This window comes from Arthrobacter ginsengisoli (assembly GCF_031456935.1).
Lineage (GTDB): Bacteria > Actinomycetota > Actinomycetes > Actinomycetales > Micrococcaceae > Arthrobacter > Arthrobacter ginsengisoli.
Genome location: NZ_JAVDVQ010000013.1, coordinates 100,880 through 117,337 on the forward strand (window position 1 = coordinate 100,880; position 16,458 = coordinate 117,337).

Genomic DNA, 16,458 nt, shown 5'->3' on the forward strand with positions numbered 1-16,458 from the left:
CATCATCACGGGCCACTCCGGCGCCGCATCCGTCTGGGCCCGTTGACCAATCCCTTCACACGGGGCCGGGCGCGGTCCCCGGCTGCCGCGCGGGGCTGCGGGTCCTGCGCAGCGCCACAATCAGCACCACGAATGCAACCAGCTGCAGGACCGCCACGGCCGCGATCAACAGCGGCCCGGTGTCATAGAGAGCCCCGTAGAGTGCCCCGCCAGCCAGCGCCCCGGCCCCTTCGAAGGCGGCGAAGACCCCGTAGGCCGTTCCCTGGCGCTGTTCCGGCACCAGATCGGCGACCAGCGCCTTGACGGTCGAATCCTGGATCCCCAGTGCGGTGCCCCAGACGAGGACACCGGAAAACGCCACCCCGGCCGCCGGCGCCAAGGCCAGGGCCGGTACGGCAGCGATCAGCAGGGGAAGCGCGAGGAGCACCCGGGCTCCGGAACGGTCGTAGAGGACGCCGGTGGCCAGGGCGCCCAGGGCCGCAGCGGCCATCGCGCCGGCGTACAGCAGCGGGACGACGGCGACCGGAACGGCCGCCGTCGTCGTGAGGTGGTAGGAAATGACACCGAAGGCCACCAGCCCGGCGCTCCAGAAGAAGGCGGCGACGGCGAACAGGGCAAAGCTCCCCGCGAGCAACGACGCCGGGCGGCCGGCGCCGCCCGCGGGCACAGGTTTGACGGCGGCATCCTCAACGGCGGCTTCCGGGCCCCCGCCGCCGTCGCGCGAAGCCGCCTGGCCGGGGCCGGGGCCGGGACCGCGGGGATCCGGCACGCGTCGGCGCAGCCAGAACAGCAGGAGCATGGCCGCCACCGCCGGGACGGACAGCACCGCGAACGCGGCCGACAGGTTTCCGGTGGCGGCGAGTACCGCGGCGACCAGGACCGGTCCGAGCAGGGCGCCAACGAGGTCGAGGGACTTGTGGACGGCGAAGCCGCGGCCGCGGCCGACAGGCTTGGCGACCGCGGCCAGCAGCACAGTCTTTGCCGGGCTGCGGACGGCTTTCCCGACCCTGTCTCCGATGATCAGCACTGCGGCCAGAAGCAGCCCGGATTCTCCCGCCCAGGGCACCACGGCGAGCAGCGGCACACAAACCGCAGTGAGCGCATATCCCGCCAGGGTGAACGTCCAGTATCGGCGGGTCCGGTCCGCCCAGGGCCCGAACACCAGCCGGAGTCCCTGCGCCGCGGCTTCGGCGCCGCCCGTCACGAGGCCGACGAGCAGCGCGGAGGCGCCCAGTTGGGCGAGCAGGGGGCCAGCCAGCGGGCGTGCGCCGTCGGAGACGACGTCGGCGGCGAGGCTGACGAGCCCAAAGCCGATCACGGGACCCCAGAGAACCCTCCGGCTGGCGCCGGGCAGGGGCGGCCCGGCTGCCTTCGTCCGACCCGGCCGTTCCATTTCCCAATCGTTTACTGAGGTGCTGCGCAAAGACAAGAGGGGCCGCGCCTGGGACCGGCCTGCGGTTGGCGAGCTTTGCGGGCCTCGGTGTAGCCGGTCCGGAACTCATCGCCGGTGGTGGCTGCGTCAGGGGAGTTGGACGACACGAGCCCCCGTGCCGGCGTCCGAAAGTGACAGGTGGCCGCAGCCAACGAAGACGTTGGCAGGGTCGGTCTTGACATTTATCATTGTCTCGCCGCCGAACCAGGAACGTGACCATTTGCCTGGTGGCTTTCCGGCCGCCCATCGCCGTCTCAGTACCCGCGCCCTTATCCACTGACTAGACAAATCCCGTTCGAGTTTTTGTGAATCAGCCGTGTGGTTCGACGGTGAATACGACGACGTCAGTGGCTTCCTTGTCGGGGCTCGTCACGTTCAGCGTGTAGTCGTACTCACCATCCGTGCCCAACGAGCTGCATACCGACGTTACGCCGCCGACATTCGGCTGCCGCAAAGACTATCCAGGTCTTACGCTTCACCGTGTTCCCCCAAAACCATCAGTACCAGCACGCCTGAGCCCGGGACGCCCGGGTGGTGTTGACGGCATCGTATGGTCATGCCCCCGCTCATGTCTTCTATGTTGGCCACAAAACAACCATGCGGAAGTCGGGCCGGCGGGCGTCGCTTTGTTGTGCGCGGAGGGGATTTGAAACGCTGCGCCGATTCGACGTTAGGGGCCGGAGGTTCGTTCGGCAATGATCCGTGACAGATCTTCCGAGTCCGGGCACAGCTGGTTGTCGATCGGGCAGTGGCCCGTGGCAATCGGTCCGTCGGGGCCGCCAGCGGCTTCCACACACATCGAGCAGACGGTCGTGGCTTCCTCCAGGATCACCGGGTCCGTCTCCTCGAATCCGCAGAGCGCCTTCCGCCACTCCAGATCCCGGCAGCAGACCAAATGCGCCAGCTCATCAGGGTTCTCACCCCGCTTGAACTTCATCTCCCACGCCGGTACCCGGACGAGCTCCAGTGCCCCGCCGTCCTCGAGCATCGGCGTGTCCTGGGTGGTTGTCTCCGTCATCACGTCTGCCTTCGTTAGCTATCGGGTGCTGCCAGGTGCGCTGATCTGGATCCTATGCGCTCCGGCGAGCGTATCCGAGAGGGCCGGATGGCCAACGACGAGGGGCTTCGCGAGGCCCTCTTAGTGTTTGCCGAGGAGCTGCCGTACCGGCGCCGCAGGGTCAGGTAGTGAGCGGCGGCCCGATGATCTCGATGTTGTGGCGTGCTGCGATCGCGGTTAGCGAAGGGCCGTCGACGGGTTCAGGTTCCGGCAGTTCCCTGCGCGCTGCCGGCGCTCCTGCCTCGGCGGCGAAGATTTCAAAGCCGGCCGGCACGGTGATGACGAGGGAGCGGAAGGACTCTTCCGGCCCGGCAAGAAATGTGTGGGTGGAACCTTGGGGAAGAAAGACGAAATCGCCCTTTTGCACGGTGAAGCGCTGCCCGTCGCTCTCGAACAGAGCCGTGCCCGAAATAATGTAGAAGGATTCATCCTCAACCAGATGCCGGTGCATCGGTGGCGCGTAGCCGGCCGGATGCAGTATCTCCACTATGGTCAGCCGCTGCTTCGTCTCCGGGCCGCCTGCTTTGACCATGACCAATGTATTCGTGAACCACAGGGCGGTCCCCTCGTCGGCTGCAAGTTTGTACGCCCTGCCCTGCACGCCGGTGGCCGGCGCGGTCGTATCATCGATCCTGTCCATGACGCTCCTCAGCTTGGAAGTGCCTGCCATGCTACTCAGGATCCCGATCCGATCAATGCCGTGCAGCATACTGGCGTCCGCAACCACCACGGGACGGAACCGACGTAACACCGCCGGGACCCCACCTCACGAGGTTCCCAGGCTGGCCTGGGCCCGGTCTGCCGCGTCTTCAGGGGAGCAGACCGACGCGCATGTTCGGAGTCCTGGAATCAGTCCATGACCGGGATGACCGGGATGAGCGCCACCGCCAAAGTGTGCCATAGGTGTGCCCTGGCCCTACATGCCGTTCTGACCGAAACCAACAAAAAACCCCGCAATCCCGCTGAATCAGCGGAAATACGGGGTTTTTCCCGAGCTTCCTGCCAGAATCGAACTGGCGACCTTCTCATTACGAGTGAGACGCTCTACCAACTGAGCTAAGGAAGCAACCGCATGAAGTTTCCGGTAGACCCGGGCGCTTCATGCCAGAGACAACTGTAGTAGAGTCCTCCGGCCCGGGTCAAAATGAGTGGCGAACGCCTCAGCAGACGGTGTTGTCCGCCGGGGTCTTGCCATCGACGAGGTAACCGTCCACGGCATTGCCGATGCAGTCGTTGGAACGGCCGTAGGCCGTGTGGCCCTCGCCCTCCCACGTCAGCAGCGAGGCCTGACCCAGCTGCTTGCGCAGGGAGCTGGCCCATTCCACCGGCGTGGCCGGGTCGCCCGTAGTGCCGACCACGACGATGTCGGTTGAACCCGTGTACTCCACCGGCGCCGGGGTCCGGACGTTTTTGTACGGCCAGTCCTTGCAGTTGGTGCCGCCGTACGCGAAATACTTGCCGAGGATGGGCGCCTCCGCATTCAGCTGCTGCTCATCCGCGCGCATCCCGGCGGTGTCCGTCACCATCGGGTAGTCCAGGCAGTTGATTGCGGTGAAGGCAAAGGTGCTGTTCGAGGAGTAGCTGCCGTCGGGTTCCCGCTGGGCGTTGAAGTCGGCCAGCCGCAGGAACGGCGACGCATCATTTTTCATGATTGCGCCCAGGGCCTGCGTGAGCAGCGGCCAGTTGTCGTCGTTGTACAGCGGGACTATCATGCCGGTGACCAGCGTGGACACCGAGACCAACCGACCGTCCTTGGCTCGCATGGGGTTTGCCTCCACGGCGGCGATCACATCCTGGATCTGCCGGATCCCGTCGTCGACGCTGCCGCTCAGCGGGCAGCCGCCGGTCTGGAGGCAGCGTTCCACGTAGGCGCGGAGCGCTTTTTCAAAGGCTTTGGCCTGTCCGCTGGTGAGTTCCTCGTAGCTGAGGGATGGATCCATCGCGCCATCCAGGACCATCCGTCCGACGGTGTCAGGGAACAGCGAGGCGTACGTTGAGCCTAGGAACGTCCCGTAGGAGAATCCCATGTAGTTCAGCTTCGAGTCGTTGAGGGCCGCGCGCAGGATATCGAGGTCCTTGGCCGAACTGACGGTGTCGATCTGGCCCAGGACCGGTCCGGTCTCTTCCTCGCACTTGGCGGCGATCACCTTGTTGTCCGCCAGGGTCTCGGCCAGGCCGGCGTTGGTGTCCATCGCATAGATCTTCTCGCGGGAGGCGTCGCGTTCCTGATCGGTCAGGCAGGTGACCGCGGCGGAGCGCTGGACGCCGCGCGGGTCGAAGCCCACGATGTCAAAGTTGGCGCGGAGCTTTTCCGAGAAGTGGGTCGCTCCGGCGTCCCTGACGAAGTCGTAGCCCGAGCCGCCGGGTCCGCCCGGGTTGATGAGCAGGCTGCCCTGGCTGGTGCCTTTTGTGGACAGCTTGAGCGCCGCGATTTCGATGCTGTCGCCGTCCGGTTTGCTGTAGTCCAGCGGGACTTTGATCTTGGCGCATTGGAAGTCCGTCTCGCAGGGGGTCCAGTCGACCTGCTGTGTGTAATAGCTTCGGAGCTCGGCGGGCGCGGCGGACGCGATCTCCGGGTTGGGGGCACTGGAGGTTTTGGCCCCGCTGTCGCCGCCGAACAGGGAGCACGAGGCGAGCACCACAGCCAGGGCCATGGCGCCTGCTGCCCGCATGCCGATCGCGACGGATCGGGATCTGGCGGGCTCTGCTCGTGCAGACTTCATGCGGTTCTCCTTGGAGGATAGAGACTGGGCGGATCGTCGGTTCACCGGGGACGGGTCACTTAATGATCCCTCAGATGAGGCTGGCTGCCATGGACTCGATCGTCAGCAGCGGAGCCACATTGGTCGTCGTAATCCGTTGGCGGGCCTTGTTGATGGCGTCCATGCGGGCAAGCGTGGTCTCGGCGGTGGAGTGCAGCGCGAACTCAGCAAGCTCACTTCTGAGCTCAACGTTGACCAGCTCCACGGCGTTCCCCATCTGGATGATCAGCACATCCCGGTAGAAAGACAGCAGATCGGTCAGCGTGCGGTCGAGGGAGTCTGTCACGGAGCGCTTGGCGCGTCGCTTCTGGTCCTCCTCGAGCTGCTTGACCTGGCCGCGCATGGCCGGCGGCAGGGTGCCGCTTTCGGGCGCTCCGAGGGTGGCGAGGAGAGCGGCCTTTTCGGCCGCGTCGCGCTCATCGTTGGAGCTGTTGGCTTCCTCGGTGGCGATCTTGACGAGCTTTTCCGCCATCAATACCGCGGCGGTCACGCCCCGGAGCCCCAGCGGGAACCGCACTGTTTCGAGCCGCCGCTCACGGGCTTCCGGATCCCGCGCCAGCCGGCGAGCGATCCCGACATGGCTCTGTGCTGCGCGGGCAGCACGTTCGGCAACGGCCGGATCCACGCCGTCGCGCTTGACCAGCAAGGCCGCGACGTCGGCCGCGGGCGGCAGCCGCAGCGCCACGGCGCGGCAGCGGGAGCGGATGGTGACCAGCACGTCGGCGGGGGAGGGCGCGCACAGCATCCAGACGGTGCGGGGCGTGGGTTCCTCGATCGCCTTAAGCAGCACATTCGTGGTGCGCTCCGCCATCCGGTCCGCGTCCTCGACGACGATGATGCGCCAGCGCGCCGAGGCTGGCCGGTTCCCGGCCGTGGAGACCAGCTCCCGGGCCTCGTCGATCGTGATGGTCACCTTTTCGGTGCGCACAAAGGCCACGTCGGAGTGCGTTTCCCCCAGGATGGTCAGGCAGGCGGCGCATTCACCGCAGCCGCGCAGGCTGACATCGTCCTGGTCGCAGTTCAGCGCGGCGGCGAAGGCCTTCGCCGCGTTGGACCGGCCCGACCCCGGCGGCCCGGTGAAAAGCCACGCATGGGTCAGGCCCTCACCCTGGGCCGCCCGTCTCAGCTGGGCCACGACGGCGGGCTGGCCCTGGAGGTCCTCCCAGACACTCATGCGGTCACACCCCGGCGGAGGGACAGGAGCGATTCGACCCGTTCGAGGATCCGCGCGGACAACTCAGCGACCGGGAGACGGGCGGGGAGGACCAGGTACTGCTCCGGCCGGGCCTCGGCGAGGTCGAGGAAGGCGGTCCGGATCCTGCCGTGGAACTCGTCCGCCTCGGATTCCAGCCGGTCCTCGGCAGCGTCGCCCGCGGTCCGCCGAGCGCGGCCGACCTCGGGATCAACGTCGAGGAGCACCGTGAGGTCAGGCTGCAGGCCTGAGGTGGCCCAGTCGTTGATGTCCCGGACGGCCTGCGTGCCCAGGTCCCGGCCGGCGCCCTGGTAGGCAACCGAGGAATCGATATAGCGGTCGGTGAGGACGATCTCGCCGCGGTTCAGGGCGGGGCGGATGACCTGGCTGGCGTGGGCGGCGCGGGAGGCCGCAAAGATCAGGGCTTCGGTGTGCGCATCGATGTGGCCGTGGCCGTGGTCCAGGACCAGGGAACGCAGCTTTTCACCGATCGGAGTCCCGCCCGGCTCCCGGGTCCGCAGCACCGTGAGGCCTCGGGATTCAAGGGCCGCCGCCAGCTCAGCGGCCTGGGTGGACTTGCCGGCACCGTCGCCGCCCTCGAAAGCGATAAACAGTCCGGGGTTCTGGGTAGTCACTGCTCTAGCCTACCGACAATCCCTGACAGGAATGCGCCTGAGCGTAACGACTTGGCCGCCCCGCGCCGCGCCAAAGTACCCTGTGACCATGAGTCTTTCCGAACAACAGGCCGCCTCGCTCTCCGCAGAAACAGTCGTTGTGGCGGCGGGCCGCCCGCCGCGTGAACGCGACGAGCCGGTCAACCCTCCGCTGGTGCTCTCCTCGACCTATTTCGGCACCGGACCGCTGGGCGACGGCGACCGCGGCTACGGACGGTACTCCAACCCCACCTGGGATCCTTTCGAGGAAGCCCTCGGCCAGCTTGAGGGCGCAGAGCTCCCCGGCCTGCTCTACGCCTCCGGCCTCGCCGCCGTCAGTTCGGCCCTCTCACTGGTTCCGGCCGGGGGAGTGCTGGTCATGCCCTCGCACAGCTACGCAGGTTCCCTGGTGATGGCCACGGAACTCGCCGCGAAGGGCTTCCTGGAACTGCGCACGGTGGACATTGCCGATACCGACGCCGTGCTGGCTCAGCTCGCGCCGGCGGACGGACGGCCCGCCAGCATGCTCTGGCTGGAGAGTCCCACCAACCCGATGCTCGGCGTCGCGGATATCCGCGCCCTGACGGCCGCAGCACACCAGGCCGGCGCCGTCGTCGTCACGGACAACACCTTCTCCACGCCGCTCGTGCAGCAGCCCCTGACCCTGGGGTCGGACGTCGTCCTGCATTCGGTGACGAAGTACCTCTCCGGTCATTCCGACGTCGTGCTGGGCGCCCTGGTGACGTCCGATGCCGGACTCCGCGCCTCGCTGCTGCATCACCGCACCATCCATGGCGGGATCGCCGGGCCCTTCGAGGCTTGGCTGGCGCTGCGCGGCCTGCGCACCCTGGCGCTGCGGGTCGAGCGTTCGCAGGCCTCGGCGGCGGTCCTGGCCGAACGGTTGAGCACGCACCCCCGCGTCGGCAGCATCCGGTTCCCCGGCCTTGCCTCCGATCCCGGCCACGAACGGGCCAAAAGCCAGATGAAGGGCTTCGGCTCGGTGCTTTGCATTGAGATGGCCCCGGTTGCCGGGGTCAGCGGCAGCGGGGAAAGCCTCAGCGGAGCGGACGCGGCGGACCGGATGATCCGCGCCCTGAAGCTGTGGCTGCCGGCGACCTCGCTGGGCGGCGTCGAGTCCCTGATCGAACGGCGTCGCCGGCATGCGGCCGAACCTGCGAGTGTGCCGGACAACCTGGTCCGGCTGAGCGTGGGGATAGAGAACGTCGAGGACCTTTGGGCCGATTTGGAGCAGGCACTCGCGGGTCTGGGCCGCTAGGCTGGGGTGATGGACGGAAGAGCGCTTATTTACTATGTCGAAACCGGGATCTACTTTCTTCTAGCCCTCGTGGCCCTGGCCCTTGAAGTCTGGGCGTTCTTCGATTGCCTGCGGCACAAGGGGAACGCCTTTGAAGCCGTGTCCAAGCGCACCAAAACGTTCTGGCTGGCTGTCACCGGTGGCGCCATGGCCGTGGGACTGCTCTCCGTGGTGGGCGGCGGCGGAGGTGGCATTCTGGGACCGCTGGGACTGTTCGGGCTTGTCGCCGTGACTGCAGCGTCCGTGTACCTCGCCGATGTCCGCCCGGCCGTCAAGGATGTCGGCCGCGGCGGGAAACGCAACATGGGTCCCTACGGCCCCTGGTAGTCCCCACCCATCGGTTCCACCCACTAAACTCTCGGTGCCACGGCTTCCCAGCCCACCGTCAGCTCGCCCAACCGCCACCGCGACGGCCCGTCCTGGACCGGCCAGCCGCCGTCGCGCAGTGAACGGCACATGGCCGTCCAGCGCTGGCGGTTCCCGAACGAGGCCAGCGGGGCGGCCTCGAGCCAGGACTTGTCCATTGCCTGCAGGAAGGCCTGAATGTTCTCACCCGGCACGTTCCGGTGGATGAGGGCTTTCGGCAGCCGCTCGGCCACTTCCGACGGCAGTGCAAAACTCCCGAACCGCATGGACAGGCTCAGGCTCAGCGGCCGTTTGGCGTCCAGCGCCACCCAGGTGACCCGGCGGCCGATCTCGTCGCAGGTGCCGTCAATGAACAGCCCGTCAGGGGCCAGCCGCCCCTGCACCAGCTGCCAGACCGCCGCGACGTCCGCCTCCTCGTACTGCCGCAGCACGTTGAACGCCCGCACCAGGACGGGCCGGCCGGCGACGGGAAGTTCGAAGCCGCCGAGCTGGAAGCTCAGCCCGGGCCGCTCCAGTTTCCTGGCCAGCCGGACCCGTTCGGGCTCGATTTCGACGCCGACCACCCGCACATCGGGCCGGACCGCTGAGAGCCGTTCAAAGAGTTCGACGGCGGTGGCCGGGGAGGCGCCGTAGCCCAGGTCCACCACGAGGGGATCGGCCGCTCCGCGCAGCCGCCAGGCCTGCGGGCCGGTCAGCCAGCGGTCCAGCCGCCGCATCCGGTTGGGGTTGGTGGTGCCGCGGGTAATGTTGCCCACCGGCCGGCCGGCGCGCGGTCCGCTTTTCGCCACACCCATGTTCCGCGGGGACGCCACGCGCTCAGCCTTCTGCACCACAAGCCAACCCTATCCTTCGCCGTTGCGTTGTGGCGCGGACGATGTAACGCACGGCACCGTCCGGGACCGCTCGGCTAGGATGAAAACCATGACTTACAAGCTGATTTTGCTGCGCCACGGCCACAGCGAATGGAACGCCAAGAACCTGTTCACCGGCTGGGTGGACGTCGACCTCAACGATCAGGGCCGTACCGAGGCGATTCGCGGCGGCGAGCTTCTCGTGGAGCACAACCTCCTCCCGGACATCGTGTACACGTCGCTGCTGAAGCGGGCCATCAACACCGCCAACATCACCCTCGAGAAGGCCGACCGCGGCTGGATCCCGGTGAAGCGGGACTGGCGGCTCAATGAACGCCACTACGGCGCACTGCAGGGCAAGGACAAAGCCCAGACCCTCGCCGAGTACGGCGAGGAGCAGTTCATGACCTGGCGCCGCTCCTACGACACCCCGCCGCCGCCCCTGGCCGATGACTCCGAGTTCTCCCAGGCGAAGGATCCGCGCTACGCGGACCTCGGTGACGCCCTGCCCCGCACCGAGTGCCTCAAGGACGTCCTGGTCCGCCTGATGCCCTACTGGGAATCGGACATCAAGGAGGACCTCAAGGCCGGCAAGACCGTGCTGGTCACCGCCCACGGCAATTCGTTGCGCGCCCTGGTCAAGCACCTTGACGGCGTCAGCGACGAAGCCATCGCCGGTCTGAACATCCCCACCGGCATCCCGCTGGTCTATGACCTGGACGACGACTTCCAGCCGCTGAATCCGGGCGGCACTTACCTCGATCCCGAGGCCGCCGCCGAAGCCATCCAGGCCGTTGCGAACCAGGGCAAGAAGTAACGGCGAAACCGACCAGGAATTAACGACGACGGCCGGCCACCTCCCAAGGTGACCGGCCGCCGTCGTACTTTCTGCCGTTCCGCGCCGCTGACTCGGCGCGGGCAAAACTAGCTGTGTTCGATGGCGCTCGGCTGCCAGGCGCCGGTGACCAGGTAGGTGACCTTCTGCGCAACGGAGACGCCGTGATCGGCGAAACGCTCGAAGTAGCGGCTGGCGAGGGCGACGTCGACGGTCGTCGCCGGGGACTCCTGCCAGTCGCTGCGGGCGATCGCCTTGAAGACGCTCAGGTGCAGATCGTTCACTGCGGCGTTGGCCTTCATGATTTCGCGGGCCACCTCGAGGTCCCGTGTCTCCAGCAGCACGGTGAGCTTTTCGGCGATCAGCAGGTCCTGTTCGGCGAAGCTCTTGAACGTCTCCCGCAGCTGGGCGGGAACCACCGTGGCCGGGTAACGGAGCCGCGCGAGCTGTGCGATGTGGCGGGCGAGGTCGCCCATCCGCTCGAGCGAGGCGCTCATCCGAAGGGAGCCCACGATCATGCGCAGGTCGCTGGCCACAGGACCCTGCAGGGCGAGGATGTCGATAGCTCGCTCATCGAGGCTGTTCTGCAGGAAGTCGATCCGCGCATCGGCAGCGATGACGTCCTCGGCCAGATCGATGTCGGCGCCGACGAAGGCCGTCGTTGCTTTCTCAACGGCCTCACTGACCAGCTTTGAGATTTCGACGAGTTGTTCCCCCACTTGGGTGAGCTCTTCCTGAAAAACCTTGCGCACGTGTGCGTCCTTTCCTCGGAAATTGCCGGCCACCACAGTGTCCGGTCCGTTTCGGTTCACCTCTCGGCGCTTCAACTGTCGAGTCTCTCAGCGCCCGGTGAACTGTTACGCGTCAATAGGTGAACGTTAGCTGAACCGGAGCGGCAATAGCGGTAGATGTCAGTTTCTGACACGGGGCACAGCATAAGCTGGAGCCGTGGATCCAATGCTCATCGGCGTGATCGCCGGCCTGATCGGCCTATCGCTTGGCGTCTTCGGCGTGCTCGCGTTCCGGGTCAGCGAGCAGCAGCGCAAAATCGTCGATGTCGAGTTCGAGGACCCGTCGATTCCCGAGGGAGCCGCCGCGGTGCTGGCTGTCATCGGCCGGGCCTTCGTGGTGGTGGACGCCATTGACGGCGTCGTCCGGGCCAGCCCCGCCGCGTATGCCTATGGACTGGTCCGCGGGCATACGCTGGTCCACGACCAGCTGCTGGAAATGACCGCCAAAGTGCGGCGCGACGGTGTCATCCTGGAAAAGCAGCTCGAACTGCCGCGGGGTCCGCTGGGCCAGGGCACCATCATTGTCCAGATGCGTGCGGCCATGCTCGCCGCGGAATACATCCTCCTGCTGGCCGACGACCGGACCGAGTTCACCCGGACCGAGGAGGTCCGGAATGACTTCGTGGCCAACGTCTCCCACGAATTGAAGACGCCGGTGGGAGCCATCTCGCTCCTCGCGGAGGCGCTCGAATCCTCTGCGGATGACCCGGCGGCCGTCCGCCGCTTCGCCAAGCGGATGCACAAGGAATCCGCCAGGCTGGCCGCCCTCGTGCAGGACATCATCGAACTCTCCCGGTTGCAGGGCACCAACGTCACGCAGCAGGCCCGGGCAGTTGATATCAACACGGTGGTGTCCGAGGCCGTGGACCGGTCCCAGCTGCCGGCGGAAAGCAAGAACATCGAACTCGTCGTCGGCGGACACGCGGACGCCATGGTCTATGGCGACCAGGACCTGCTGGTAACGGCGCTGCGGAACCTGATCGACAACGCCATCCGCTACTCCCCGGAGAACACCCGGGTCGGAGTCGGCATCCGGTCCAAGGACGGCCTGGTGGCGGTGTCGGTGACCGACCAGGGAGAGGGGCTCTCGCCCGAGGACCAGGAGCGCGTCTTCGAGCGCTTCTACCGTGTCGACGCCGCCAGATCCCGGCACACCGGCGGCACGGGCCTCGGCCTGAGCATCGTCAAGCACGTGGTCGCCAACCATGGCGGCGAGGTGACCCTCTGGTCCAAGCCGGGTCAGGGCTCCACCTTCACGATCCGGCTGCCGGAAGTCGAGGATCAGGACCTCGACACCGTTCCGCCGGCACGCAAGCCGTCGGCACCGGCTGACGTTCCGCCCGCGCCGCGCGGCCTGTCCCAGAACCCCAGATCAATACGAAGTGACGCCACCGGCGCGCACGAGCAAGGAGCTACCGCTTGAGCAGGATTCTGATTGTCGAGGACGAAGAGTCGTTCAGCGACCCGCTGTCCTACCTACTGGGCAAGGAAGGGTTTGAGGTGGAGGTGGTGGATAACGGCCTGGACGCCATCACCGAATTCGACCGCAACGGCGCCGACCTGGTGCTGCTCGACCTGCAGTTGCCCGGACAGTCGGGCACCGAGGTTTGCCGGCAGCTGCGGCAGCGCTCGTCAGTCCCGGTCATCATGCTCACGGCGAAGGATGCGGAGATCGACAAGGTCGTGGGGCTGGAACTCGGCGCCGACGACTACGTCACCAAGCCGTACTCGTCCCGGGAGCTGGTGGCCCGCGTCCGCGCCGTGCTGCGGCGCCAGGGCGAGCCCGAGGAACTGGTGTCCAGCACCGTCCAGGCGGGTCCGGTGCGGATGGATATTGAGCGGCACGTGGTTACCGTCAGCGGCGAACAGGTCTCCCTGCCGCTGAAGGAGTTCGAGCTGCTGGAAATGCTGCTGCGGAACTCCGGCCGGGTCCTGACCCGTGGCCAGTTGATCGACCGGGTCTGGGGATCGGACTACGTGGGGGACACCAAGACCCTGGATGTGCACGTCAAACGGCTGCGCAGCAAGGTCGAGCCGGATCCCTCGGCGCCGCGGCACCTGATCACGGTCCGCGGCCTGGGCTACAAGTTCGAACCCTGAGTCCGGAAGGGCTTCAGCCCGGAGGCCTTTGAGCCCGGAAGGGTCTGGAGCCCTGAACCGGCGGCACGAACAGACCAACACAAAAAAGGAGAGGCACCCCGGCCGGGGTGCCTCTCCTTTTGCGTGGATGCTAGTGGCTTGCGCTGCTCGTCGGCGACGGTGTCGACGTCGGCGTGGCCGAACCCGTGGGCTCGCTGCCTGCCGGCAGGTACTGCTTGTAGTCGGTGATCGTCCCGTCCAGCACCGGCACCTTGAACTTGGCGTTCTGGTTGGTGCCGTCTTCGGTGACGCTGACCTCGACGAGGGAGCCCGGAGCCCCGCCCGTGCTGCTCAGGATGGCCTCGTCCGTGGAATCGTTGAGCAGCGTGTACGAGTTCGGCTTGACCGGGACCTGGGTCTGGGAACCGCCGGCACCGACGATAGTCAGCTTCACATCCTCGGAGGACGAGTTGTAGACAGCGCCGATCACACGGCCGGGCTTGTCCTCACCCGCGGAGATAATCATCATGTTGCGCAGCTGCAACGGGCCAACACTGGCCTGGGTTCCGTCCGACGCCACGTAATGCGCGGAGGTCGACTGGGGGTTGATGTAGCCGCAGCCAGTTACGGACAGCAGGCCGAGGCCCAGGACAGCCGTTGCCATTGCCAGCTTGCCGCGCTGGCCCCGGTTCATCGCAGTGAAACCCACGTCACGCACTCCTTGAGAGACTTGGAACATTATTCAGCCATAGCCTATCGGCAATCCGCCCCAAACGATGATTCCGGCCGTACACAATGCGGTACACAACGACGTCGGCCCGGGGGCGCCGGCAGGCCGTCGGAGGGAAGGTGCACGGCCTTGGCAAAGGCACCGCCATGCACTAATATCCGCTTTCGTCAAGGGTCCTGAAGGGTCCGATTGGGGCCATTTTCCCCGTATTCATGCGGTTCTTGGGCCCCTTCCGTGGCAGTTGTATGCCTTAACCGTGATAAACTGGTCTGCGGGAAAGGGGAATGTCCACATGGTTTTTGAGGTCGGCGAAACAGTAGTTTACCCTCACCACGGTGCAGCGAAAATTGAAGAAATCAAGATGCGCACCGTCAAGGGCGAAGAGAAGATGTATCTCAAGCTCAAGGTGGCTCAGGGTGATCTGACCATTGAAGTTCCAGCAGAAAACGTTGACCTGGTTGGGGTCCGGGACGTAGTGGGCAAAGAAGGTCTGGAGCACGTGTTTGAAGTGCTGCGGGCCGAGTTCACTGAAGAACCCACCAACTGGTCGCGCCGCTACAAGGCGAACCTGGAGAAGCTTGCTTCCGGTGACGTCATCAAGGTGGCAGAGGTCGTCCGCGACCTGTGGCGCCGCGATCACGACCGGGGTCTCTCCGCAGGGGAGAAGCGCATGCTGGCCAAGGCACGCCAGATTCTGATTTCAGAACTGGCGCTTGCTGAGAAGACCGATGAAGAGAAGGCTGCAAGCGTTCTCGACGAGGTCCTGGCTTCCTAAGCAAGAGTCGAACAGACAAGAATTGAACCCCGGTAGCGCAACGCTGCCGGGGTTTCTTTTCGTCCTCCCGGCCCGGCCGGCCCAACGGCGCCGCCGGTCCCGGTCCCGGGGAGACACCCCGCCGCGTACTGGCGGGGGCCACCGCCGGGCCGCCGCGACGTAGTCTTGTGCGCATGGACTCTGCACCGAGAAACCCCGTCACCGCGGTCATCGTCGTCGCCGCCGGCTCCGGCCAGCGGCTGGGCTATGGCATGCCCAAAGCCAAGGTTCCACTGGGCGGGGACAGCATCCTCACCCACGCCCTGCGGGGCGTCGCCGCAGCCGGCCTCGCGCAGCAGATCTGCGTCGCGATTCCGCCCGGCGATGCGGACCTCCGTGCCCTCTGCCAGGCTTTCGAGCAGGAACTCACGGCGGGGCACGGGCGCCTGCCCGCCCCGGCCGACGGTGTGCAGCCCCCGGTTGTGACCATCGTCGACGGCGGTGCCAGCCGCGCCGCGTCGGTCCGGGCCGCGTTGGCGGCGCTCCTGCCAGCCACCGAAGCCGTCCTGGTCCACGACGCCGCCCGCGCACTGACGCCCGAGGCGGTCTTCCACCGGGTGTCGCACGCCCTTGCGGCCGGCGCCCTCGCTGTCATCCCGGTCATCCCCGTGGTGGACACGGTCAAGACGGTGGAGCCGACCACCGGCGACGGCGCGGCCATCGCCCCGGAACTCGTCACCGGCACAGCGGCCCGTGAGACCCTCCGGGCCGTGCAGACCCCGCAGGGCTTCGAGCTGGCCACGCTGCTGCGCGCCCACGAGGCGGCGGAAGGGCTCGACGCCGGCCAGGCGGCGGGCGTCACCGACGACGCCATGCTGGTGGAACTCCTGGGTGTCCCGGTCCACGCGGTGCGCGGTGCCAGCCAGTCGCTGAAGATCACCACGCCGCTGGACCTGATCATCGCCGAGGGTCTCCTCGAAGGCCCGCTGGGCACCCGCTGGGTGGAAGGCTGAGCATGTCCGGAACCCAGAACGCCCCGCAGCCCGTCATCCCGCGGACCGGCATCGGCATCGACGTCCACGGCTACGCCCCCGAGGACGCGCCCCAGCCGCTCTGGCTCGGTGGACTTTTGTGGCCCGGGGAACGCGGGCTCTCCGGCCACTCCGACGGCGACCCCGTCGCCCACGCGGCCGCCGACGCCCTGTTCTCCGCCTGCGGCGTCGGTGACCTCGGTACGCACTTCGGTACCGACCGGCCGGAGTACGCCGGGGCCTCCGGCGTGACCCTGCTGGCTGAGGCTGCGCGGATCGTCCGCGCCGCGGGCTTCGAGATCGGGAACATCGCCGTGCAGTTCGTGGCCAACAAACCGAAGTTCGGCCCGCGCCGGGAGGAATCCCAGCGGGTCCTGAGCGCGGCCGCCGGCGCCCCGGTCAGCGTCACGGCAACCACGAGCGACGGTCTCGGCTTCACCGGCCGCGGCGAAGGCATTGCGGCCATGGCAACGGCCCTCGTCTACGCCGCAGGCTCGGCGTCTCCGACGTCCGTCGCCTAGATGAGTAAGTCCTATTGCTGGGAACGGGCGTGGAGGCTTTTAAAGTAAGGCGGAGAGTGTTAAGCCGGGTTTGTGAACACTCAACTAAA

17 protein-coding genes and 1 tRNA gene are annotated in these 16,458 nt (G+C 66.9%); 8 read left to right on the top strand and 10 right to left on the bottom strand.

All coding sequences use genetic code 11. The annotated features are described in order from the left end of the window. Positions 1 to 55: 55 nt before the first annotated feature. From J2X01_RS15060 to tmk, 7 genes are all read right to left on the bottom strand, one after another. Positions 56 to 1,393 (bottom strand): MFS transporter, encoded by a 1,338-nt coding sequence (locus tag J2X01_RS15060; protein ID WP_310059021.1) that lies wholly within the window; start codon positions 1,391 to 1,393, stop codon positions 56 to 58. A 709-nt stretch (positions 1,394 to 2,102) separates the two neighbouring features. Further along, positions 2,103 to 2,450 carry a hypothetical protein gene (locus J2X01_RS15065; RefSeq protein ID WP_310059023.1) on the bottom strand — a complete coding sequence of 116 codons (348 nt, stop codon included), beginning with the start codon at positions 2,448 to 2,450 and terminating at the stop codon, positions 2,103 to 2,105. Between the two features lie 160 nt (positions 2,451 to 2,610). Further along, complete coding sequence (locus J2X01_RS15070; RefSeq protein ID WP_310059026.1) at positions 2,611 to 3,129, bottom strand: cupin domain-containing protein; 519 nt, start codon at positions 3,127 to 3,129, stop codon at positions 2,611 to 2,613. Between the two features lie 353 nt (positions 3,130 to 3,482). Next, positions 3,483 to 3,555 (bottom strand) — tRNA-Thr (locus J2X01_RS15075). Between the two features lie 94 nt (positions 3,556 to 3,649). Beyond that, a complete protein-coding gene (locus J2X01_RS15080; protein ID WP_310059029.1) occupies positions 3,650 to 5,212 on the bottom strand; it encodes an alpha/beta hydrolase in 1,563 nt (520 codons plus the stop codon). A gap of 70 nt (positions 5,213 to 5,282) precedes the next feature. Then, positions 5,283 to 6,425: a DNA polymerase III subunit delta' gene (locus tag J2X01_RS15085; RefSeq protein WP_310059032.1), complete on the bottom strand. Its 1,143-nt coding sequence runs from the start codon at positions 6,423 to 6,425 to the stop codon at positions 5,283 to 5,285. Next, positions 6,422 to 7,078: a dTMP kinase gene (gene tmk / locus J2X01_RS15090; RefSeq protein WP_310059034.1), complete on the bottom strand. Its 657-nt coding sequence runs from the start codon at positions 7,076 to 7,078 to the stop codon at positions 6,422 to 6,424. The genes J2X01_RS15085 and tmk overlap by 4 nt, the downstream gene beginning before the upstream one ends. Before the next feature lie 88 nt (positions 7,079 to 7,166). On the opposite strand from tmk, the gene J2X01_RS15095 reads away from it, so the two are divergent. Together J2X01_RS15095 and J2X01_RS15100 are read left to right on the top strand one after the other, a co-directional pair. Then, entirely contained in the window at positions 7,167 to 8,372 is a 1,206-nt protein-coding gene (locus tag J2X01_RS15095; RefSeq protein WP_310059037.1) for a trans-sulfuration enzyme family protein, read from the top strand. Between the two features lie 9 nt (positions 8,373 to 8,381). Further along, positions 8,382 to 8,738, top strand: a complete 357-nt coding sequence (locus tag J2X01_RS15100) for a DUF2516 family protein (RefSeq protein WP_310059040.1) — start codon at positions 8,382 to 8,384, stop codon at positions 8,736 to 8,738. A 23-nt stretch (positions 8,739 to 8,761) separates the two neighbouring features. Here J2X01_RS15100 and J2X01_RS15105 read toward each other — a convergent pair whose 3' ends face one another. After that, positions 8,762 to 9,610 carry a class I SAM-dependent methyltransferase gene (locus tag J2X01_RS15105; RefSeq protein ID WP_374724977.1) on the bottom strand — a complete coding sequence of 283 codons (849 nt, stop codon included), beginning with the start codon at positions 9,608 to 9,610 and terminating at the stop codon, positions 8,762 to 8,764. 88 nt (positions 9,611 to 9,698) lie between these two features. Between J2X01_RS15105 and J2X01_RS15110 the strand changes: the two genes are divergently transcribed. Then, positions 9,699 to 10,445, top strand: coding sequence for a phosphoglyceromutase (locus J2X01_RS15110; protein WP_310059043.1), 747 nt, complete (start codon positions 9,699 to 9,701; stop codon positions 10,443 to 10,445). A gap of 107 nt (positions 10,446 to 10,552) precedes the next feature. Here J2X01_RS15110 and phoU read toward each other — a convergent pair whose 3' ends face one another. Then, the gene (gene phoU / locus J2X01_RS15115; RefSeq protein WP_310059046.1) at positions 10,553 to 11,215 is read right to left on the bottom strand and encodes a phosphate signaling complex protein PhoU; all 663 of its coding nucleotides are present in this window, start codon (positions 11,213 to 11,215) and stop codon (positions 10,553 to 10,555) included. Between the two features lie 205 nt (positions 11,216 to 11,420). On the opposite strand from phoU, the gene J2X01_RS15120 reads away from it, so the two are divergent. After that, positions 11,421 to 12,677 (top strand): sensor histidine kinase, encoded by a 1,257-nt coding sequence (locus tag J2X01_RS15120; protein WP_310059081.1) that lies wholly within the window; start codon positions 11,421 to 11,423, stop codon positions 12,675 to 12,677. Continuing rightward, positions 12,674 to 13,354 (top strand): response regulator, encoded by a 681-nt coding sequence (locus tag J2X01_RS15125; RefSeq protein WP_069950658.1) that lies wholly within the window; start codon positions 12,674 to 12,676, stop codon positions 13,352 to 13,354. Before J2X01_RS15120 ends, J2X01_RS15125 begins: the two co-directional genes overlap by 4 nt. Before the next feature lie 130 nt (positions 13,355 to 13,484). Here the strand turns inward: J2X01_RS15125 and J2X01_RS15130 are convergent, their stop codons facing one another. Continuing rightward, complete coding sequence (locus J2X01_RS15130) at positions 13,485 to 14,027, bottom strand: hypothetical protein (protein ID WP_374724979.1); 543 nt, start codon at positions 14,025 to 14,027, stop codon at positions 13,485 to 13,487. Between the two features lie 328 nt (positions 14,028 to 14,355). On the opposite strand from J2X01_RS15130, the gene J2X01_RS15135 reads away from it, so the two are divergent. From J2X01_RS15135 to ispF, 3 genes are all read left to right on the top strand, one after another. Further along, on the top strand, positions 14,356 to 14,838 hold the full coding sequence (locus J2X01_RS15135; RefSeq protein ID WP_024367191.1) for a CarD family transcriptional regulator: 483 nt from the start codon (positions 14,356 to 14,358) through the stop codon (positions 14,836 to 14,838). A 173-nt stretch (positions 14,839 to 15,011) separates the two neighbouring features. Further along, on the top strand, positions 15,012 to 15,830 hold the full coding sequence (locus J2X01_RS15140; RefSeq protein WP_310059061.1) for an IspD/TarI family cytidylyltransferase: 819 nt from the start codon (positions 15,012 to 15,014) through the stop codon (positions 15,828 to 15,830). 2 nt (positions 15,831 to 15,832) lie between these two features. Next, positions 15,833 to 16,369, top strand: a complete 537-nt coding sequence (gene ispF / locus J2X01_RS15145) for a 2-C-methyl-D-erythritol 2,4-cyclodiphosphate synthase (RefSeq protein WP_310059064.1) — start codon at positions 15,833 to 15,835, stop codon at positions 16,367 to 16,369. The last annotated feature ends 89 nt before the right edge of the window (positions 16,370 to 16,458 follow it).